At 66.0% G+C, this 20,579-nt stretch carries 19 protein-coding genes; 2 read left to right on the top strand and 17 right to left on the bottom strand.

Annotated features, from left to right (window positions below; genetic code table 11):
• Window positions 1–10: 10 nt before the first annotated feature.
• From pstB to BP26_RS0120705, 9 genes are all read right to left on the bottom strand, one after another.
• Window positions 11–853 carry a phosphate ABC transporter ATP-binding protein PstB gene (gene pstB, locus BP26_RS0120745; RefSeq protein ID WP_084183288.1) on the bottom strand — a complete coding sequence of 281 codons (843 nt, stop codon included), beginning with the start codon at window positions 851–853 and terminating at the stop codon, window positions 11–13.
• Entirely contained in the window at window positions 850–1,695 is an 846-nt protein-coding gene (pstA, locus tag BP26_RS0120740; RefSeq protein ID WP_029922476.1) for a phosphate ABC transporter permease PstA, read from the bottom strand. Before pstA ends, pstB begins: the two co-directional genes overlap by 4 nt.
• Window positions 1,692–2,642 carry a phosphate ABC transporter permease subunit PstC gene (gene pstC / locus BP26_RS0120735; protein WP_436233360.1) on the bottom strand — a complete coding sequence of 317 codons (951 nt, stop codon included), beginning with the start codon at window positions 2,640–2,642 and terminating at the stop codon, window positions 1,692–1,694. The genes pstA and pstC overlap by 4 nt, the downstream gene beginning before the upstream one ends.
• A gap of 124 nt (window positions 2,643–2,766) precedes the next feature.
• Window positions 2,767–3,813: a phosphate ABC transporter substrate-binding protein PstS gene (pstS, locus tag BP26_RS0120730; RefSeq protein ID WP_029922474.1), complete on the bottom strand. Its 1,047-nt coding sequence runs from the start codon at window positions 3,811–3,813 to the stop codon at window positions 2,767–2,769.
• A gap of 298 nt (window positions 3,814–4,111) precedes the next feature.
• Entirely contained in the window at window positions 4,112–5,929 is a 1,818-nt protein-coding gene (locus BP26_RS0120725) for an acyl-CoA dehydrogenase C-terminal domain-containing protein (RefSeq protein WP_029922473.1), read from the bottom strand.
• A 150-nt stretch (window positions 5,930–6,079) separates the two neighbouring features.
• Window positions 6,080–7,087, bottom strand: coding sequence for a diguanylate cyclase (locus tag BP26_RS0120720; RefSeq protein ID WP_029922472.1), 1,008 nt, complete (start codon window positions 7,085–7,087; stop codon window positions 6,080–6,082).
• Window positions 7,084–7,674, bottom strand: coding sequence for a chemotaxis protein CheB (locus tag BP26_RS0120715; protein WP_029922471.1), 591 nt, complete (start codon window positions 7,672–7,674; stop codon window positions 7,084–7,086). Before BP26_RS0120715 ends, BP26_RS0120720 begins: the two co-directional genes overlap by 4 nt.
• Entirely contained in the window at window positions 7,661–8,491 is an 831-nt protein-coding gene (locus BP26_RS0120710; RefSeq protein ID WP_029922470.1) for a CheR family methyltransferase, read from the bottom strand. Before BP26_RS0120710 ends, BP26_RS0120715 begins: the two co-directional genes overlap by 14 nt.
• Before the next feature lie 19 nt (window positions 8,492–8,510).
• A complete protein-coding gene (locus BP26_RS0120705) occupies window positions 8,511–12,083 on the bottom strand; it encodes a response regulator (protein ID WP_029922469.1) in 3,573 nt (1,190 codons plus the stop codon).
• 232 nt (window positions 12,084–12,315) lie between these two features.
• Between BP26_RS0120705 and BP26_RS0120700 the strand changes: the two genes are divergently transcribed.
• Window positions 12,316–13,323 carry a glycosyltransferase family 2 protein gene (locus tag BP26_RS0120700; protein WP_051749241.1) on the top strand — a complete coding sequence of 336 codons (1,008 nt, stop codon included), beginning with the start codon at window positions 12,316–12,318 and terminating at the stop codon, window positions 13,321–13,323.
• A 185-nt stretch (window positions 13,324–13,508) separates the two neighbouring features.
• On the opposite strand, the gene BP26_RS0120695 is transcribed toward BP26_RS0120700, so the two are convergent.
• The 4 genes from BP26_RS0120695 to BP26_RS0120680 all read right to left on the bottom strand — a co-directional run bounded on the left by BP26_RS0120695 (window position 13,509) and on the right by BP26_RS0120680 (window position 16,432).
• Window positions 13,509–14,351, bottom strand: coding sequence for an AAA family ATPase (locus BP26_RS0120695; RefSeq protein ID WP_029922467.1), 843 nt, complete (start codon window positions 14,349–14,351; stop codon window positions 13,509–13,511).
• A 65-nt stretch (window positions 14,352–14,416) separates the two neighbouring features.
• A complete protein-coding gene (locus BP26_RS0120690) occupies window positions 14,417–14,917 on the bottom strand; it encodes a TPM domain-containing protein (RefSeq protein ID WP_029922466.1) in 501 nt (166 codons plus the stop codon).
• A 4-nt stretch (window positions 14,918–14,921) separates the two neighbouring features.
• Window positions 14,922–15,788 (bottom strand): TPM domain-containing protein, encoded by an 867-nt coding sequence (locus tag BP26_RS0120685; RefSeq protein ID WP_436233359.1) that lies wholly within the window; start codon window positions 15,786–15,788, stop codon window positions 14,922–14,924.
• 29 nt (window positions 15,789–15,817) lie between these two features.
• Window positions 15,818–16,432, bottom strand: a complete 615-nt coding sequence (locus BP26_RS0120680; RefSeq protein ID WP_029922464.1) for a LemA family protein — start codon at window positions 16,430–16,432, stop codon at window positions 15,818–15,820.
• Window positions 16,433–16,541: 109 nt separating this feature from the next.
• Here BP26_RS0120680 and BP26_RS0120675 point away from each other — a divergent pair, with 109 nt between their 5' ends.
• A complete protein-coding gene (locus BP26_RS0120675; RefSeq protein ID WP_157572670.1) occupies window positions 16,542–16,850 on the top strand; it encodes a hypothetical protein in 309 nt (102 codons plus the stop codon).
• An 88-nt stretch (window positions 16,851–16,938) separates the two neighbouring features.
• Here the strand turns inward: BP26_RS0120675 and BP26_RS0120670 are convergent, their stop codons facing one another.
• The 4 genes from BP26_RS0120670 to BP26_RS0120655 all read right to left on the bottom strand — a co-directional run bounded on the left by BP26_RS0120670 (window position 16,939) and on the right by BP26_RS0120655 (window position 20,567).
• Window positions 16,939–18,117 (bottom strand): phosphoglycerate kinase, encoded by a 1,179-nt coding sequence (locus tag BP26_RS0120670; RefSeq protein ID WP_029922462.1) that lies wholly within the window; start codon window positions 18,115–18,117, stop codon window positions 16,939–16,941.
• A gap of 100 nt (window positions 18,118–18,217) precedes the next feature.
• A complete protein-coding gene (gene gap, locus BP26_RS0120665; RefSeq protein ID WP_029922461.1) occupies window positions 18,218–19,228 on the bottom strand; it encodes a type I glyceraldehyde-3-phosphate dehydrogenase in 1,011 nt (336 codons plus the stop codon).
• A gap of 220 nt (window positions 19,229–19,448) precedes the next feature.
• A complete protein-coding gene (locus BP26_RS30950) occupies window positions 19,449–20,108 on the bottom strand; it encodes an energy transducer TonB (protein ID WP_051749240.1) in 660 nt (219 codons plus the stop codon).
• 18 nt (window positions 20,109–20,126) lie between these two features.
• Window positions 20,127–20,567, bottom strand: a complete 441-nt coding sequence (locus tag BP26_RS0120655; RefSeq protein ID WP_169740756.1) for an ExbD/TolR family protein — start codon at window positions 20,565–20,567, stop codon at window positions 20,127–20,129.
• Window positions 20,568–20,579 lie beyond the last annotated feature (12 nt).

Raw genomic sequence — 20,579 nt, 5'->3', positions numbered from 1 at the left:
GATGGAGACCTCAGCCGAAACGGCCGGTGATGTAGTCTTCGGTGCGCGACTTGGTCGGCTTGGTGAAAACCTGGCGGGTTTCGCCGAACTCGACCAGTTCACCCAGGTACATGAACGCGGTGTAGTCGGCGACGCGCGCCGCCTGCTGCATGTTGTGGGTGACGATGACGATGGTGTAGTCGTTCTTCAGCTGGTAGATCAGCTCTTCCACCTTGGCGGTGGCGATCGGATCGAGCGCCGAGGTGGGCTCGTCGAGCAGCACCACTTCGGGCCGCACGGCGATGGTACGGGCGATGCACAGGCGCTGCTGCTGGCCGCCGGACAGGCCCAGGCCGCTGGTGCCGAGCTTGCTCTTGACCTCGTCCCACAGCGCGGCGCGCTTCAGCGCGGACTCGACGCGGTCGTCCATCTCGGACTTGGGCAGGCGCTCGTACAGGCGGATGCCGAATGCGATATTGTCATAGATCGACATCGGGAACGGCGTCGGCTTCTGGAACACCATGCCGATGCGTGCGCGCAGCAGGTTGAGATCCTGCTTGGGATCGAGCACGTTGCCGCCGTCGAACAGGATCTCCCCTTCCGCACGCTGCTTCGGATACAGGTCGTACATGCGGTTGAAGATGCGCAGCAGGGTCGACTTGCCGCAGCCGGACGGACCGATCAGGGCGGTGACCTTGCGCTCGTAGATGGGCAGGGTGATGTTCTTCAGGGCCTTGCTCTCGCCGTAGAAGAAACACACGTCCTTGACCGAGACCTTCTCGCTCAGGGGCTGTTTGGCGCCTTCGTGTTCGCGGACGCCGAGGTGCGGCTTCTGCGTCGTCAGGCTGCCGCTTGCGGGGCTATTGTCGTTCATGATTTGGACGTGCGGGTCGACAGGGCGCGTGCGCCGACGTTGAGGATGAGGACGGTGACGGTGATCAGCAGCGCGCCGGTCCAGGCCAGCTTCTGCCAGTCGGCATAGGGGCTGAGCGCGAACTGGAAGATCACCACCGGCAGGTTGGCCATCGGCGCGTTCATATTGGTGCTCATGAACTGGTTGTTGAGCGCGGTGAACAGCAGCGGCGCGGTCTCGCCGGTGATGCGGGCGATGGCCAGCAGCACGCCGGTGAGCATGCCGGCGCGGGCGGCGCGGTAGGCCACCTGCATGATCACCACCCAGCGCGGTGAACCCAGCGCGGAAGAGGCTTCGCGCATGCTGTCCGGCACCAGCAGCAGCATGTCCTCGGTGGTGCGCACCACCACCGGCAGCACCAGCAGGCCCAGCGCGACGCCGCCGGCCCAGGCCGAGAAGTGGCCCATGGTGACCACCAGCATCTCGTAGACGAACAGGCCGATGACGATGGAAGGCGCCGACAACAGGATGTCGTTGATGAAGCGCACCACCATGCTCAGCTTGCTGCCGCGGCCGTACTCGGCCATGTAGGTGCCGGCGAGGATGCCGATGGGCGTGCCCAGGGCGGTGCCGATCAGGGTCATCATGACGCTGCCGTAGATGGCGTTGAGCAGGCCGCCGGCGCTGCCCGGAGGCGGCGTGTTCTGCGAGAACACCGCCCAGGAAACGCCGCCCACGCCTTTGTACAGCAGGGTGCCGAGGATCAGCGCCAGCACGAAGATGCCGGAGGCCGCGGCGAACCAGGCCAGCAACATGATGACGCTGTTGACGGCGCGGCGGCGGTTGTAGATGGCGGCGTTCATACCTTGCTCCCGCTGCGCATCTCGAGGCGCAGCAGCATCAGCCGCGCGGCGGCCAGCACGATGAAGGTGATGCCGAACAGGATCAGGCCCTGGGCCACCAGCGAGGAGGTGTAAAGCTCGCCCTCTGCCTCGGTGAATTCATTGGCGATGTTGGCGGAAATGGTGGTGCCCGGCGCCAGGATGGAAGCGGCGATCTTGTGCGCGTTGCCGATGACGAAGGTCACCGCCATGGTCTCGCCCAGGGCACGGCCCAGGCCGAGCATGATGCCGCCGATGACGCCGGCGCGGGTGTACGGCAGTACCACCTTGCTGACCACCTCCCAGGTGGTGCAGCCCAGGCCGTAGGCGGACTCCTTCAGCACCGCGGGCACGGTCTCGAACACGTCGCGGGTGACCGAGGTGATGTAGGGCAGCACCATGATGCTGAGGATGATGCCGGCGGTGAAGATGCCGATGCCGTAGGGCGGCCCGGCGAACAGCGAGGACAGCACCGGCACGCCGGAAAAGGTGGCGATGATCAGCGGCTGCACGTGAGCCTGGAGGAACGGCGACAGCACGAACAGGCCCCAGATGCCGTAGATGATGCTGGGGATGCCGGCGAGCAGCTCGATCGCGGTGCTGATCGGGCGCCGCAGCCACAGCGGGCACAGCTCGGTGATGAAGATGGCGACGCCCAGGCTGACCGGAATGCCGATCAGCATGGCGATGAAGGAGGTGACCAGGGTGCCGTAGATCGGGGCCAGGGCACCGAACTTCTCGGTGACGGGGTTCCAGGTCTCGGTGGTCAGGAAGCTGAAGCCGAAGGCCTTGAACGCGGGAATGGAGCCGTGGATCAGCGACAGGATCACCCCGCCCAGCAGCAGCAGGACGGTGATCGCGGCGGTACGCGTGGCATTGCGCAGCAGGGCATCCCAGATGCCATGACGACGCAGCGCCGACGGCGAGATTTCCGATTGGGCGATGGAGGTGGCCACTTGGGCGGTTGAGTTCACGGAGCAGGCCTGAGTGTGACATTAAGAAGGGAGGCTGGCATAGGTGCCAGCCTCCCGTGACATCAGAGACCTGCGACCCTTACTTCCAGAGCGGCTGGCCGCTGGCGTCCTTGATGCTGGACTTCCAGTTGGCTTCGATCAGCTGTACGACCTTGGCCGGCATCGGCACGTAGTCGAGCTCGTCGGCGGCCTTCTGGCCGTTCTTGTAGCACCAGTCGAAGTACTTGAGGGCTTCGAGCAGCGCCGCCGGATCGGACGGGTTCTTGTAGACCAGGATGAACGGCGCGCCGGTGATGGGCCAGCTCTCGGCACCCGGCTGGTTGGTCAGCACCTGGTAGAAGCCGGGGGCGTTGGCCCAGTCGGCGTTGGCGGCGGCGGCCTGGAAGGTCTCGCTCTTCGGCTCGACCGTCTTGCCGTCCTTGTTGATCATCTTGGTGTACGTCATCTTGTTCTGCTTGGCGTAAGCGAACTCGACGTAGCCGATGGCGCCATCGGTCTGCAGGGCGATGCCGGCAACGCCTTCGTTGCCCTTGGCGCCGATGCCGGCGGGCCATTCCACCGCGGTGGCGGCGCCGACCTTGTCCTTCCACTCGGCGCTGTTCTGCGACAGGTAGTTGGTGAACAGGAAGCTGGTGCCGGAGCCGTCGGAACGGTGCACCACGGCGACCAGGGTCGAGGGCAGCTTGACCTTCGGGTTGAGCTTGGCGATGGCCGGATCGTTCCAGGACTTGATCTTGCCCAGGAACAGGTCGGCCAGGGTGGTGCCGTCGAGGGTCAGCTCACCGGGAGCGATGCCCTTGACGTTGATCACCGGCACCACGCCGCCCATCACGGCCGGGAACTGGATCAGGCCGGCTTCATCGAGCTCCTTCAGCTCCAGCGGCTTGTCGGTGGCGCCGAAGGTCACGGTCTTGGCCTTGACCTGCTTGATGCCGCCGCCGGAACCGATCGACTGGTAGTTGAGGCCGGAACCGGTCGAGGTCTTGTAGGCGTCGGCCCACTTGGCGGCGATCGGATAGAAGAAGGTCGAACCGGCACCGGAGATGTCGGCGGCGAAGGCGGCCGGAGCGGTTAGGGCCGCGGCGGCGGCGCCAAGCACCAGGCTGCGCAGAATGGTTTTTTTCATGAGGCTCACGTGAATCTCCCGTGTAAATCCAGGGTATTGAGAAGTCGGAAAGGGAGTCTGATGGACCTTTATCTCCCTGACGAGGAGCTTACGGAGGGCAAATGACAGTTTTGTTGCAGACCAGGCTCAGTTCCGTGGCAAGAAAATACCACTCCGCCATTCCAGATGGGGGCGGAATGCGGGAATGATTCCAGGCGGGCAGCACTCTACCTGTTGCCGCAATGGCGCACCAAAAAAGTGCGCCCCGGCTGTTTCAGTCGGGGCGCATTGACACAAACTGCTCTAACAAGATGATTTCTTATTCGAAAACAAAGCTATCCACCGGCATCTTCATCAGGGAACGCGCCGGCTTGGTCATGGAACTGGCATGGCCTTCGGCACGCGGCAGGAGATGGTCGAAGTAGAAGCGGGCGGTGTATAGCTTGGCCTTGTAGAACTCGGCCTTCTCCGCCCCGCCCTCCGCCAGCTTCTTGCTCGCCACCGCCGCCTGCAGGGCCCAGAAGTAGGCCATGGTGACGTAACCGGAATACATCAGGAAGTGGTAGCTGGCGGCGCCGACCACGTCGCGGTCCTTGCGGGCGCCGAGCATGATACGGGTGGTCAGCACGTTCCACTCGGCCGCCAGCCGCCCCAGCCTGATGGCATAGGCGCGGATCTTGGCGTCGCCGACGTGCTCGATCGCGAACTTGGCGATGTGGCCGGTGAACTCGCGCACGGCCTTGCCGCGGGTCATCACCAGCACCTTGCGGCCGAGCAGATCCAGCGACTGGATGCCGGTGGTGCCCTCGTACAGGGTGGCGATGCGCGCGTCGCGCGCGATCTGCTCCATGCCGTGTTCCTTGATGTAGCCGTGGCCGCCGAACACCTGCATGCCCAGGTTGGCCGCTTCCAGGCCCAGCTCGGTGAGGAAGCCCTTGAGGATCGGGGTGAGGAAGCCGAGCTTGTCGTCCCAGTGCTTGTACTTCTTCTCGTCGCCTTCGGCGATGCTGTTGACCATGTGGTCGGAATACTGCGCCGCGAAGTAGATCATGGCACGGCCGCCTTCGGCGATGGCTTTCTGCGTCAGCAGCATGCGGCGCACGTCGGCGTGGTGGATGATGGCGTCGGCAACCTGCTCCGGCTCCTTCTTGCCGGAGAGGGCGCGCATCGAGCGGCGCTCCTTGGCATAGGCCAGGGCGCCCTGGTAGGACAACTCGGCGTGGGCGATGCCCTGCACGGCGGTGCCGACGCGGGCGGTGTTCATGAAGGTGAACATCGCTTCCAGGCCCTTGTTCGGCTCGGCGATCATGTGGCCGATGGAGTCCTCGAAGTTGATCACCGCGGTGGCGGAGGCCTTGATGCCCATCTTGTGTTCGATGGCGCTGCACACCACATGGTTGTGCTCGCCGACGCCGCCGTCGGCCTTGACCTGCATCTTGGGCACGATGAACAGCGAGATGCCGCGTGTGCCGGGAGGCGCGTCGGGCAGGCGCGCCAGCACGATGTGCACGATGTTGTCGGTGAAGTCGTGCTCGCCGGCGGAGATGAAGATCTTGGTGCCGGTGATCTTGTAAGTGCCGTCGGCCTGCGGTTCGGCCCTGGTCTTGACCTGGCCCAGGTCGGTGCCGCACTGCGGCTCGGTCAGGCACATGGTGCCGGTCCAGCGGCCTTCGGTGAGCGGCGGCATGTACAACGCCTTCAGCTCGGGCGAGGCGTGCTGCATGATGGTGTTCATGGCGCCCAGCGACAGGCCCGGGTACATGGTGAACGACCAGTTGGCGGTCCCCATCATCTCGGACTTGATCAGGCCCATCGACATGGGCAGGCCCTGGCCGCCGTATTCGGCGGGATGCGACAGGCCCTGCCAGCCGCCGGCGACGTACTGCGCGTAGGCTTCCTTGAAGCCCTTCGGCGTCTTCACCTGGTTATTGCTGAAGTGGCAGCCTTCCTCGTCGCCCGGCAGGTTCAGGGGCGACAGCACTTCTTCGCAGAACTTGGCGCACTCTTCGAGGATGGCGCTGACCGTCTCGGGATCGGCGTCCTTGCCGTTCGACAGCTCGGCGTAATGGCCGGGGTAGTCGAACACTTCATTCATCAGGAAGCGCATATCGCGCAGCGGAGCTTTGTAGGCGGGCATGGGGATTTGCAGCCGGAGGAGTGGACGGCGGCGATTCTCCGGCAAATACCCGCTCCCTGCCATTGGCCGAAAACGGACGCGCGCCGTGGCGCTCCGGTTAATGCGCCGCGCAGCCGCGCGGATTCCGGCCTGGGTGGCGGCGCAGCACCGTCAGTCGGCTACAACGCACTGATTCTTGCCGGCTTTCTTGGCGCGGTACATGACGCCGTCGGCAGCTCGCACCAGCGCATCGAGATCGCCGGCATGCTGCGGGTAGAGGGCGATGCCGACGCTGGCGCCGACCCGCACCTCCACCGGCGCGGGATGGTCGCGCAGTTCCAGCAGATAGGGCTTGCGCACGTTGTCGGCCAGGCGCTGCGCCGCCAGCAGGGCGTCGGCGATGCCGGCCGGCTCCTCCATGATGGCGGCGAATTCGTCGCCGCCCAGGCGCGCCACGGTGTCGACCTTGCGCATGCTGTCGACCATGCGCTGCGACACCGCCTTGAGCAGCTCGTCGCCGGCATGGTGTCCGTAACGGTCGTTGACCGGCTTGAAATCGTCGATGTCGATGTAGAACAGGGCGCAGGACGCGCCATGCCGCTCGGCTCGGGCGATCGACTTGGCCAGGCGGTCGAGGAACAGCAGGCGGTTGGGCAAGGCGGTCAGCGGATCGTGCGAGGCCTGGTGCAGCGCCAGTTGCTCCAGCCGCTGCCGCTCGGCGATTTCCGTCTGCAACTCGCGGTTGCGCCGGTCCAGTTCGGCCAGCAGGCGCCGCAGCTCCTGCTTGCCGCGGTACAGCTCCAGGAACACCCGCACCTTGGACAGCAGGATGGCGTCGTTGATCGGCTTGACGATGTAGTCCACCGCGCCGCTGCCGTAACCCTTGATGCGATTCATGTCGTCGGCATAGGCGGCGGTGACGAAGATGATCGGCGTGTCGCGGGTGTGCTCTTCCTGCGACAGGAATTCCGCCACTTCGAAACCGTCCATGTCGGGCATCTGCACGTCGAGCAGGATCAGGGCGAATTCGTGATCGAGGCTGGCCGCCAGGGCCGCGTTGCCGTTGGCCGCCTCGACCAGCTCGGCGTCGACCTTGGCCAGCAGCTTGCGCATCACCAGCAGGTTGGCGGGCGTGTCGTCGACCACCAGGATTTTCGGGCGGGGCAGGACGGTGCTCATGCGGACTCTCGTGGAAGTGCGGCCAGCCGGGCGCCGATGGCTGCAAGGGGCAGCACGTGGTCGGCGCCGGCAATGCGTAGCGCCGCCTGCGGCATCTGCGGCGCCTGCGCCTCTTGCGGGTCCTGCACGATGGCCAGGCCGCCGCGCGCGCGGATCGCGGCGAGGCCGGCGGCACCGTCGTCGTTGGCGCCGGTGAGAATCACGCCGATGGCGCCGGCGCCCACTGCTTCGGCCAGGCTCTCGAACAGGACATCCGCGGAAGGCCGCACGTAGGACACCTTTTCGTCGACGGAGAGGGAAAACCGCAGGTCTTGTTCCACCAGCAGATGATAGCCGGCAGGCGCCAGGTGGACGACCCCCGATTCAAGCGGCCGGCGCGCCTCCGCCTCACGCACCGGCAAGGCGCAACGCTGGGCCAGCAAGGTATCGAGCCGCGTGCCGCGATAGCCGGCGCTGGTATGCAGCAGGGCGATCACCGGCCAGGGATAGTCCGCCGGCAGCGCGCCGAGGACCTGCTTCAGTGCCTCGAGGCCGCCGACCGAGGCGCCGATGGCCACCACCCGCTGCGCCGGACTAGCGTGGCGCATGGCGGCGGTACAGCCGGGCTGGCAGGTCGAAAGCGTCGAAATCGCGCTCCACCGTGGTATGCGCCAGCGTTTCCTTGCTGCCCAGGCAGAGGAAGCCCTTGTGCACCAGGCTGTCGCGGAACAGCTGCAGCACGCGGTTCTGCAGGGCGTCGTTGAAGTAGATCAGCACGTTGCGGCACAGGATCAGCTGCACCTCGGCGAAGACGCCGTCGGTGGAGAGGTTGTGGCTGGCGAAGGTGACGTTGCGCTTGAGTGATTCGTCGAACTTGATCCGCTCGTAGCGGGCGTGGAAATAGTCGGACAGGGAATACCGGCCCCCGGCGCGCTGGTAGTTCTCCGAAAACAGGCGGGCGCTGGAAGCGGCGTAGATGCCCTCGGCGGCTTCCTCCAGCGCCACGTCGTTGAGATCGGTGGCGAAGATCTGCGACTTGTCGTAAAGCCCCTCCTCCTGCAGCAGGATGGCCAGCGAATACACTTCCTCGCCATGGGCGCAGCCGGCCTGCCAGATATGGATGCGCGGGTACGAGGCCAGGATCGGCAATACCTCGCGGCGCAGCGCCTCGAACACCCACGGGTCGCGGAACATCTCCGATACCGGCACCGACAGGCCGGCCAGCACCTGGCGCAGGAAAGCCGGCTCGTCCGTCACCCGTCTGCTCAGTGCGGAGATCGAGGCCGCGCCGGTGCGTACACGCAGGGCGCGCAGGCGTCGTTTGAACGAGGCCGGCGCGTACTGGGCGAAGTCGTAGCCGTGCCGCGCCTTCAGGGTGCGGATGAAGTCCCCGATCTCCAGCTCTTCGGCGTCCTTGTCTTGCATGTCCGTGTGCCGCGTGCCGCTAGGCCTTGCGGATCCAGGTGCGCAGCATGGACAGCAGCTTGTCCATGTCGATGGGCTTGGTCAGGTAGTCGTTGGCGCCGGCTTCCAGACATTTCTCGCGGTCGCCCGGCATGGCCTTGGCGGTGACGGCGATGATCGGGATGCCGGCCCAGGCGGCGCGCCCGCGGATGCGCCGCGTGGTTTCGTAGCCGTCCATGCCGGGCATCATCACGTCCATCAGCACCGCGTCGATCTTGCCGTCGCGCTGCTCCAGGTGGACCAGGGCCTTGGGACCGTCCTGCGCCATCAGCACGTTGAGACCGCGCGCGCGCAGCACCTTGGACAGGGCGAAGATGTTGCGCATGTCGTCGTCCACCACCAGCACGGTACGGCCGGCCAGGTCGGCGGCCTCGGTCTGGGTGTGCAGCGCCTCGGCGCGGCCGGCCGGGGTGTGCAGGCTGTGCAGGAACAGGCTGACCTCGTCGAGCAGACGTTCCTCGGACCGGGCGCCGCGCACCACGATGCTGTCGGTATGTGCGCGCAGCCGCATCACCTCGTCCTGGCTCAGTTCGCGCTCGGCGTAGACCACCACCGGAGGCAGGGGTCCGCGCTGGGCCGCGGCGTCGAGGAAATCGAAGGCGCTCATGTCCGGCAGGTTGAAGCCGAGCACCAGGCAGTCGCAGCCCTGCTGCGCCAGCCGCTGCAAGGCCTCGGCGCCGCTGGCCGCCGTTTCCAGGGTGGCTTCCTTGGAACCGAGCTGTTCCAGGATCGACGCGCTCAGGGCCTCGTCACCACCCACCGCCAGCAGGCGCCGCGCCGGCCGTGCGGCCGCGCGCTGCACCTGGTCCAGCACCTGGTTGATCGCATCCTTGCTGACCGGCTTGACCAGGTAGCCCACCGCGCCGAGCTGGAGGCCGCGGGCGCTCTCATCCACGCCGGAGACGATGTGCACCGGGATATGGCGGGTGGCGCTGTCGCTCTTGAGTTTCTGCAGTACCGACCAGCCATCCATGTCCGGCAGGTGGATGTCGAGCAGGATCGCCGCCGGCAGTTGCCGCGCCAGCGCCAGGCCGCCGGCGGCATCGTGCGCCAGCTGGGCGCGGTAGCCGCGCTTCTGCACCATGCCCGCCAGCACCTTGGCGAAGACCTGGTCGTCCTCGATCACCAGGATCGCCGGGGCGGAGGCGCCGGCGGGAACGGCCAGCGGGGGCAGCGCATCGAGCGCCGCCCCTGCCGCACCGGCATGCATCGCCGTCGTGGACGGCTCGGCCGCGGCGCCGGCAAAGCGCTGCGGCAGGTAGAGCTGAAAGGTGGAGCCCTCGCTGTTGCTGCTGACCTGCAGGTCGCCGCCGAGCAGGCGCGCCATGCGCCGGCTGATGGCCAGGCCCAGGCCGGTGCCACCGTATTTGCGCGAGGTGGAGGCGTCGACCTGTTCGAACGGGGCGAAGATCTTGTCCAGCTTCTCCTGCGGGATGCCGATGCCGGTATCGAGCACTTCGAACAGCAGCGCCTGCTCCGGCAACAGATCGGGCGCGCCCGGCGGCGCGGCATCCGGGCGGCGCAGGCGCAGGGTGACGCGACCGCGCTCGGTGAACTTGAAGGCGTTGGACAGCAGGTTGGTGAGGATCTGCTGCAGCTTGGCGCTGTCGGTACGCAGGGTCTGCGGCAGGCCCTCGGCCTGCTCCACCCGCAGCGCCAGGCCGCGCTGTTTCGCCACCGGGCGGAAGCGGCGTTCGCTGGTGCCGAGGATGTCCGCGATGGGTACATCCTCGGCCAGTACTTCCATCTTGCCGGCCTCGACCTTGGACAGGTCGAGGATGTCGTTGATCAGCTGCAGCAGATGGGTGCCGCTGTCGTGGATGACGCGGGCCGACTCGGTCTCGTCGGCGCTGAGGTGCTGCTCCTCATTGTCGGCCAGGCTCTTGGCCAGGATCAGCACGCTGTTCAGCGGCGTGCGCAGCTCGTGCGACATGTTGGCGAGGAACTCGGACTTGTACTGGCTGGCGCGGGCCAGTTCGGTTGCCTTCTGTTCCAGCGCCAGGCGGGTCTGCTCCAGCTGGGTGTTGGATTCGTTGAGGATGCGGCCGGTTTCCTCCAGTTCTTCGTTGGTCGCGCGCAGTTCCTCGGCCTGGGCGGTCAGCGCCGATTCGGACTCCTGCAGCTGGGTGCGCTGCTGCTCGAGCAGCCGGTTCTTGTCCTGCAAGGCATCGTTGGTGGCGCGCAGCTCTTCCTCGGAAGCCTGCAGTTCTTCGGTCTGGGCCTGTGCCTGGGCCAGCAGTACGCGGGTTTTTTCGGCGTTGACGATGGCGTCCAGCTGCAAGCCGGCGCTGCGCAGCAGCTCGTCCAGCAGCAGCTGCTGGTCCGGCCCCGGCGTTTCGAAACCGGCCATTTCGATCACGCCAAGGATGCCCCGCGCCTTCAGGGGATAGACCATCAGGGTGGTGGGCGAAGCCTCGCCCAGCCCCGAGCCGATGCGCATGTAGTTGGCCGGCACCGGGCTCAGCACGATGGGCTGGCCATCGCGGGCGCACTGCCCCACCAGGCCCTGCCCCAACCTGAAATCCTGCGGCAGCTTGGCCTGCCCGGAATAGCCGAAGCCGGCGCGCAGGAACAGGCGCTGCTGCGCATCGTCCCAGGCGAAGAAAGCGCCGTAGCCGGCACGCAGCAGGTAGCACAGGCTGGACAGCAGGATTTGGGCGAACTCGTCCACCGTGGCGGCCGGCTGCAACCCGGCATTGATGTCGAGCAGGTGCTGCCGCACCCAGTTCTCGCGGTCGGCGGCCTGCTTGACGCCGCGGAAGCTCTCCAGGCCGCGGGCCAGGGCGCCGATCTCGTCGCGCTGGACGGTGTTGGGCACTTCGATGGCGGTATCGCCGGCGGCGAGGCGGTCCATCAGGCCGGTCAGGCGGACGATGGGATCGGTGACCTGGCGCCGGGTGAAGAAGATGGTGGTGAAGCCGATGAACAGGCCCGTCGCCAGCATCACCAGCACGGTGATCTGCAGGCGCAGGGCATCGCGGTCGGCGGTATCCTGGCGGCTCTTCAACAGGCCCAGTTCCTCCTGGCTGGACTCTTCCACCAGGTCGGCGATTTCCTCGAGCTGGAGGTGCCCGTACTCCGAGGACATGGCGGCGGCGGTGGCATGGGCCGAGGTCACCGCGTCGTCGGCCAGCATCGGTTGCGCCACCGAGGAATACCAGGCGTTCATCGCCACCAACATGCGGTCCAGGCGGTGCTGCTGGAGGAGGTTGTCGGTGGTGAGCTGCTTCAGGTCCTGGTAGCCGCGGTCGAAGTCCGCGCGCGCGGTTTCGTAGTCGGACAGGTAGGCCTGCTTGCGCGACACCGAGTACGCGACCAGGTCGACGCGCTGCTGCAGTACCGCGACCTTGACGCCGTCCAGCCGCGACATGACGGTGTAGGTATGGCGTACCCAGGCGCGGGCATCGCTCAACTCCTGGTAGTTCACGAACACCATCAGGCAGGTGAGGGTGAACATCACCAGGACCAGGCCATAGGCGAGCACCAGCTTCGCCTGGACGCTGAGGTTGGCGAGGAAGGAACCGCCCGTATTTGAGGCCCCTGCAGCGTTCATGCGACTCCGGATCGACGATGGCCGCATGGCCCTGAAGAGCGGACCTGGCGGATGATCATGCCAATATAACGCGGCGGGGCCGCGGGCCGCATGCGGCGCGGCCCGCGGCTCCCCTGCCAGACACCTATAATTCGGGTACGGCAGCGCCTCCCCGTGCCGCCCCCATACAGGAGCGAGACGTGAGCATCCAGCGGTCAGCCCCGGCTCTCCGGACACCCGGCAGCGACCTGCCGTGAGCCGCGACCATCCCCATCCGCCGCGGCGGACCGACGAGTCCGGTCCACCCGAGGTCAGCCTGGTCATCCCGGTGCACAACGAAAGCGCCGGGCTGGATTTCCTGTTCGGCACGCTGTTGCCGATCATGGACGCCGCCACCGCCCACTTCGAGATCGTGGTGGTCAACGACGGCAGCGGCGACGACACGCTGCAACGCCTGCTGGAGCTGCAATCCTCGATCGCGCAGCTGCGGGTGGTGGACCTTTCGCGGAACTTCGGCAAGGAGGCGGCCCTCACCGCCGGGCTGTGGCATTGCCGCGGCGCCTGCGCCATCACCCTGGACGCCGACCTGCAGGATCCGCCTGAGCTGATCCCGCAGATGCTGGCGAAGTGGCGCGAAGGCTTTGAAACGGTGGTGGCGGTGCATGCCGACCGCAATACCGATACCGCACTGCGCCGCGGCTCGGCGCGCGCCTTCTACTTCCTGCTCAACGCCGTTTCGGAGATGCGCTTCGTGCCGAACGCCGGCGACTTCCGCCTGCTCGACCGGGTGGTGATCGAGGCCTTCCTGGCCTTGCCGGAACGCACGCGCTACAACAAGGGTCTGTTCGCCTGGGTCGGCTTCCGCCAGCATCTGATCGAGCATCAGCGGCCGGAGCGGGCCGCCGGCGAGAGCAAGTTCAATTACCGCCGCCTGCTGAGCCTGGCCATCCAGGCCATTACCTCGTTCAGCTCGTTTCCGCTGCGGCTGTGGACGTACGTCGGCATGGTCATCGCCGCCTTCTCCTTTTTTTACGGCAGCTTCATCCTGCTGCGCACCCTCATCCTCGGCACCGATGTACCGGGTTATGCCTCGCTGATCGTGGCCGTGATGTTCTTCGGCGGCATCAACCTGCTCAGCATTGGCGTGCTGGGCGAGTATGTGGGGCGGATTTTCATGGAGACGAAGCAGCGGCCGCTGTATGTGGTGCGGCGACTGCATGAGCCGGAGGATTCGGTCGGGGTCGGGCGGGAGTTGCGTTGAGGCTTTTTTGGGTTTTTTCCTTGCTCTGAGGTTTTGGCGTGCGCGCAAGCGCATTCGGCGGAGCTTCAGAGTTCAGGGGCCGGATCCTTCGCTCCGCTTGGATGACAGCAAAAACCGCCTTGCCGCCTGCGCCGGAATGACGAAATCGAGAGTTCCTCTCCTCGCGGGAGGAGGGGAAAACGGGATCAGTTGCCCCGCCGCGCCATGAAGGCAATCCGCTCGAACAGGTGCACATCCTGCTCGTTCTTGAGCAGGGCGCCGTACAACGGCGGCAGGGATTTCTTCACGCTGGTCTCGCGCAGCGTGGCCGGATCGATGTCCTCGGCCATCAGCAGCTTGAGCCAGTCGAGCAGTTCGGAGGTGGAGGGTTTCTTCTTCAGACCGGGCAGTTCGCGCAGGCCGAAGAACACTTCCATCGCTTCCTTGAGCAGGTTCTTCTTCAGGTCCGGGTGGTGCACGTCGACGATCTTCTGCATCGTCTCGCGGTCCGGAAAGCGGATGTAGTGGAAGAAGCAGCGGCGCAGGAAGGCGTCCGGCAGTTCCTTCTCGTTGTTGGAGGTGATGATGATGATGGGACGGTTGCGCGCGGTGACGGTCTGGCGCGTCTCGTAGACGTAGAACGCCATCTGGTCGAGTTCGCGCAGCAGGTCGTTGGGGAATTCGATGTCGGCCTTGTCGATCTCGTCGATCAGCAGCACCGGCTGGACTTCGCTGTCGAAGCACTCCCACAGGCGGCCCTTGACGATGTAGTTGGCGATGTCCTTGACCTTGGCGTCGCCGAGCTGCGAGTCGCGCAGGCGCGACACGGCGTCGTATTCGTACAGACCCTGTTGCGCCTTGGTGGTGGATTTGACGTGCCACTCGTAATACGGCCGCCCCAGCGACTGCGCCACTTCCTGCGCCAGCCGGGTCTTGCCGGTGCCGGGCTCGCCCTTGACCAGCAGCGGGCGCTGCAGGGTCACGGCGGCATTGACCGCCAGCGTCAGATCGTCGGTGGCGACGTAGGATTCGGTACCCGCGAAACGCATTGCAGTATTCCTCTGGTGCAGGCTGAAGGCCGTTCGTAAATAAGACACGCCGCTGAGGGCGGCGGCTAAAGAATAGCAGGAGCGTCCGGCAGTTCGTTGGCCAGACGCGGCGCACCCGGGGGATAGCGCGCCAGCAGGTCGGCCACCGCATCGATGCCCGCCACCACGCCGTCCTCGAACGCGCCCTCGCGGAAATACTTCTGCATCAGCGCGCCTACCGCCTCCCATTCCCCCTCGGCGACACGGCCGCCGGCAACGCCGCGATCGGCAACCAGCTCGACCGCGCGGTCGGCCAGCAGCAGGTAGATCAGCACGCCGTTGTTGTGCTCGGTATCCCACACCCGCAGCTGCGAGAACACTTCGATGGCGCGGTCGCGCGAGCCCAGATTGCGGCGCAGCTGCACCGGATGCAGCGCGGGCTCGATGGCGAAACGGACCTCCCCGGCGTGGCGCTCCTCGCAGGTTTTGATTGCACGCTCGATGCGTTGCAGGCTGGCAGCCGGAAAATGCCGGCGCACGCTGCCGCGGGTAGTGATCAGATGCCGCCAGAAGCGTTGCAGTGAGATCATTTCACCAATTCCCCGAGGCACCGCCACCACCGAAGCTGCCGCCGCCGCCGGAGAAGCCGCCGCTGGAACCACCACCGAAACTGCCGCCGCCCCAACCGCCGCCCAAGCCACCACCGAAACCGCCACCTGGCCCGATGCCGCCGAACAGGCCGCCCAGCAACGCCACCACGAATCCGACTGCGGCGCAAAGCAAACCCAGCAGCAGGACGCCGCTGAAATACCAGGCCGCCGCGCCCGCACCCGCGGCGGTAAGCAGCGCGCCGAGCGGCCGGCCGAACATGGTGCGCAGAATGGCCGAACCGACATAGGCGCCGAAGATCACCAGAATCAAGCCGACACCGACGCCGTTGCCCTCACCGGGCTGCGACCTTGGCTTTGGCGGCGGCAGCGGCTCACCCGACACCACTTTGAGCATGCTTTGCACGCCGGCCTCGATGCCTTCGTAGAACTGCCCCTGGCGGAAGCGCGGCACGATCAGCTCGTCGATGATGCGCTTGCTGGTGGCGTCGTTGAGCGCTCCTTCGAGGCCATAGCCGACTTCGATGCGCAGCCGGTGGTCGTCCTTGGCCACGATCAGCACGGCGCCGTCGTCGATGCCCTTGCGCCCGAGTTTCCAGGCCTCGCCGACACGGATCCCGTACTGCTCGATGGTTTCCGGCTGGGTGGTGGGCAGGATCAGGATGCCGATCTGGCTGCCCTTCTGCTGCTCGAAACCGGCCAGTTCGCGCTCCAGCGTTGCCGACTGCTGCGGCGTCAGCGTGCCGGTGAGGTCGGTCACCCGCGCCTGCAGGGGCGGCACCGCCACCTCGGCCCGCGCCGCCGGCCAGCCGCAGGCGGCAAGCAAGGCCAGCAGCAGCAGCCGCGGCAGGAGCACGGGTCTTCAGGCTCTGTGCGGCATCAGTTCGGCTTGGCCGCAGGCGGCTGGCTGAAGTCCACCGTCGGCGGTTGCGCGATGGCTTTTTCGTTCTCCACTGCGAAGTTCGGCTTGACCTGGTAGCCGAAGGCCTTGGCAGTGAGGTTGCTGGGGAAGCTGCGCAGGGTGACGTTGTAGGCCTGCACCGACTGGATGTAGCGGTTGCGCGCCACGGTGATGCGGTTTTCGGTGCCTTCGAGCTGGGCTTGCAGGTCGCGGAAGGCGGCGTCGGACTTGAGCTGCGGATAGTTCTCCGAAACCACCAGCAGGCGCGACAAGGCGCCGCCCAGTTCACCCTGGGCCTGCTGGAATTTGGCGAAGGCCTGCGGATCGTTGATCAGCTCGGGAGTGGCCTGAATGGTGCCCACCTTGGCGCGCGCCGCGGTCACTTCGGTCAGCACGCGCTCTTCCTGCGCGGCATAGCCCTTCACGGTGTTGACCAGGTTCGGCACCAGATCGGCGCGACGCTGGTACTGGTTCAGCACTTCGGACCAGGCCGCCTTGACCTGTTCGTCCTGGCTCTGCATGGTGTTGTAACCACAGCCGGACAGCAACAGCACGGCGGGAACCATCAATACGACAAGCAGGCGTCGCAGCATGCATCTTCTCCAGGATGGCGGTGGGCCTCAGTTTGGTACGATGACGGGGTTAAATGCAAAGCCGGAGCGTGCGACGCCGGCGACTCACCCCAGCTATGGAGGACACCGCATGAATCGATTGATTTTCCTTGCCTTTGTCGCCGCCCTGGCGCCGCAGGCGGCATTCGCCGCCGACGCCGCACCGCCGGCGCCGGACTGCACCAGGCCCAACCTCAACGCCACCAAGATGACGCGCGATACCGGCGTGCACGACACGGGGGCCGAGGCGCAGGCCTATCTGCAATGCCTGAAGGATTACACCACGGCGCAGAAGGTGGTGCAGCAGCAGTACGTCGATGCCATTAACAAGGCCATCAACGACTACAACAGCTTCGTCAAGGATTTCAACGAATACCAGCAGCAACAGCAGCAGAAGTAACAAGCACCGCGCAGTTCCGCCGACCAGCCGCCGGGGAGCCTTGGCCCTCCGGCGGTTTTGCTTTTGGGCCAGGGCCTGTTAACAGGCCCTAACCTGCCGCGCGCGCTTCCAGCGCCGCCACGGCCGGCAGGGTCTTGCCTTCGAGGAACTCGAGGAAGGCGCCGCCGCCGGTGGAGATGTAGGAGATCTTGTCGGCGACGTGGAACTTGTCGATGGCCGCCAGGGTGTCGCCGCCGCCGGCCAGGGAGAAGGCGCTGCTCTGGGCGATGGCTTCGGCCAGGGCCTTGGTGCCGCCGGCGAAGGAGTCGTATTCGAACACGCCGACCGGGCCGTTCCAGACGATGGTGCCGCAGCCCTTGAGCAGGCCGAGCAGCTTGGCGCGGGTCTTGGGGCCGATGTCGAGGATCATCTGGTCGTCCTCGACCTCGTCGACATTGCGCACGTCGGCATGCGCCTCGGCCGAGAACTCGGTGGCCACGACCACGTCTTCCGGCAGCGGGACGTTGCCGCCGCGGGCCTGGATCTTCCGCTGGATTTCACGGGCGATGTCGAGCATGCCCGGCTCGTGCAGGGACTTGCCGACCTTGTAGCCGGCCGCGGCGAGAAAAGTGTTGGCGATGCCGCCGCCGATGATGAGCTGGTCGGCGACGTCGGCGAGGTTGTTGAGCAGGTCGAGCTTGGTGGAGACCTTGGAGCCGCCGACGATCACGGCCAGCGGGCGCTTGGGCGCGCGCAGGGCCTTGCCCAGAGCTTCCAGCTCGGCCGCCAGCAACGGACCGGCGCAGGCCACTGGGGCGAACTTGGCCACGCCGTGCGTGGAAGCCTCGGCGCGGTGGGCGGTGCCGAAGGCGTCCATCACGTAGATGTCGCACAGCGCGGCCATCTGCTTCGACAGGGCTTCGTCGTCTTCCTTCTCGCCCTTGAGGAAGCGGGTGTTCTCGCCGAGCACGATCTGGCCGGGGTGCAGTTTCACGCCGTCGATCCAGTTGGTGATGACCGGCATCAGGCGGCCGAGGTGCTCCGAGAACCAGGCGGCGACCAGGGTCAGGGACTGGTCCGGATCGAACTGGCCGGCCTTGGGACGACCCAGGTGGGAGGTGACCAGCACCGAGGCGCCCCGGTCGAGGGCCAGCTTCAGCGTCGGCAGGGAAGCGCGCAGGCGCGCGTCCGAGGTGATCTTGCCGTTGTGGATCGGCACGTTCAGATCCTGACGGATCAGCAGGCGCTTGCCGGCGAGATCGAGATCGGTCATGCGAAGGACGGTCATCTGAAGCTCCGGGAATGGGGAATGGAGAAGCGGGAGTCGATCAATAAAAAAGGAGACGGGCCTCTTGCGATTCCCGTCTCCCGATTACCGATTGCCGATATTACTTCGCGTTGGCGAACGCCACCGTGGTATCGAGCATGCGGTTGGAGAAGCCCCACTCGTTGTCGTACCAGGAGGAGACCTTCACCAGGCGGCCGGACACCTTGGTCAGGGTCGAGTCGAAGGTGGAGGAAGCCGGATCGTGGTTGAAGTCGCTGGAAACCAGCGGGGCTTCGTTGTACTTGAGGATGCCCTTCAGCGGGCCTTCGGCGGCGGCGGCCTTCATGATGGCGTTGACTTCCTTCACGTCGGTGTCGCGCCCGGCGATGAAGGACAGGTCGACGATGGAGACGTTGATGGTCGGCACGCGGATGGCGAAGCCGTCCAGCTTGCCGTTCAGTTCCGGCAGGACCAGGCCGACGGCGGCGGCGGCGCCGGTCTTGGCCGGGATCATGTTGTGGCCGGCGGCACGGGCGCGGCGCAGGTCTTCGTGGTAGACGTCGGTGAGCACCTGGTCGTTGGTGAACGAGTGGATGGTGGTCATCAGGCCGTTGACCACGCCGATCTTGTCGTGCAGCGGCTTGACCAGCGGGGCCAGGCAGTTGGTGGTACAGGAGGCGTTGGAGATGACGGTGTCGCTGCCCTTCAGCACCTGATGGTTGACGCCGTAGACGATGGTGGCGTCGACGTCGTTGCCGCCGGGGGCGGAGATCACGACTTTCTTGGCGCCGCCGGCCAGATGCGCGCTGGCCTTGGCCTTGCTGGTGAAGAAGCCGGTGCATTCGAGCACCACGTCGACGCCCAGCTCGCCCCAGGGCAGCTTGGACGGGTCGCGGTTGGCCAGCACCTTGATCTTGTCGCCGTTGACCACCAGGTACTCGCCTTCCACCGCCACCGTGCCCGGGAAGGGACCATGGGCCGTGTCGTAACGGGTCAGGTGCGCATTGGTCTCGGCCGGGCCGAGGTCGTTGATCGCGACGATCTGCACATCCTTGCGGCCGCTTTCGTACAGCGCGCGCAGAACATTACGGCCGATGCGGCCGTAGCCGTTGATGCCAACTTTGACTGCCATGGTGGTCCTCTGTCTCAGCGCCCGCACCGCCGTATGACGGCTGGGCCCGTTCCGGTGGGGTCCCCTTTCGGGGCGAATCGACCGCCGCGCCGCCCTGCCTGAGGCCGGACTGTGCAGCGGGACGCGTATTTTACGCTATACGCGCTCCCACGGCACCGCTGTGTCAGGCGGGACATTCCTGACACAGCGGATTTACATGCAGATACAGCCTGTTTTCAGCCTATTGCAGGTTGAAGGTGATGGGCAGCTCGACCTTGAAGTCGGTGATTTCCGGAGAAACGTTGGCCGGCACCGCGGGGAACTTGACGATGCGGCTGAAGACGTTCCGGCATTCGGAATCCAGCGCCGGGTAGCCCGCCTTTTCCTTCAAGGTCACTTCCTCGATGGAACCGTCGCGCGCGATGGTCACCATCACCTTGCAGGTGCCTTCCTCCTGATCACGCACCGACTTGGCCGGGTATTGCGTGTTCGCGGCGATGGTCTGCTGCAGCGTGTTGAAGTACGAGCTGGGCACGCCGACCTGCACCTGGCGCACCGGTTCGGGCGGCGGGGGCGGCGCGGGCGGCGGCGGCGGGGGTACCGTCGGCAGGTCCGGCGTTTCCACTTTCGCGTTGGTGACGATCTGCTGCGGCGGCGGCGGAGTGCTCGGCTTGGGCGGCGGGGGGGTCTTCGGGGGCGGCTCTTTCGGCGGCGGCGGGGGTGGCGGTGGCGGTGGCGGCGGCAGCATCTGGATCACCGCCACCATCTTCGGCTTCGGGGCCTCGAACAATGACGGCCGCACGTAGTGCAGCAGATAGATGATCACCGCCAGATGGAAGATGATCGAAACGATCGCTCCCGGTCCAAGCGCGAAGCCTTTGGGTTTTTTCTTGGTAGTCAAGGTTCTTGCTCCGGGCCCTTAAGGCTGGGCCTGGGACATGAGCGAAACCTTGTAGAAGCCGGCCTGAGCGGCCATCTTCAGAAGATCACGCACCTTGTCGAATACCGCACCCTTGTCGGCACGGATGTAGACCAGATTGTCCGGCTGGGCCTGCGCGATCTGTTGCAGGCGGGCGGGCAGCTGGTCGATGGTCATCTCGTCGACGTGACCGCCGCCGGTGTCGATGTAGTAGTTGCCGTTGAGGTCGAAGGAGACGATCAGCGGGTCGCGCGGCTTGCCCATTTCCTGCAACGCGGCCTTGGGCAGCGTCACCGGCACCTGCGACATCATCAGGGGCGCCGTCACCATGAAGATGATCAGCAGCACCAGCATGACGTCGACCAGCGGCGTCACGTTGATTTCGGCGATCGCGGTGCCCAGGTCCTCGTCGTCGTGCGAGGAAGACGTCTTTGCGCTCATGGACATAGCGTC

Source organism: Nevskia soli DSM 19509, from assembly GCF_000711955.1.
GTDB lineage: Bacteria > Pseudomonadota > Gammaproteobacteria > Nevskiales > Nevskiaceae > Nevskia > Nevskia soli.
The sequence above is the reverse complement of the archived record's forward strand: the minus strand, read 5'-3'. Positions and strand labels throughout refer to the sequence as shown.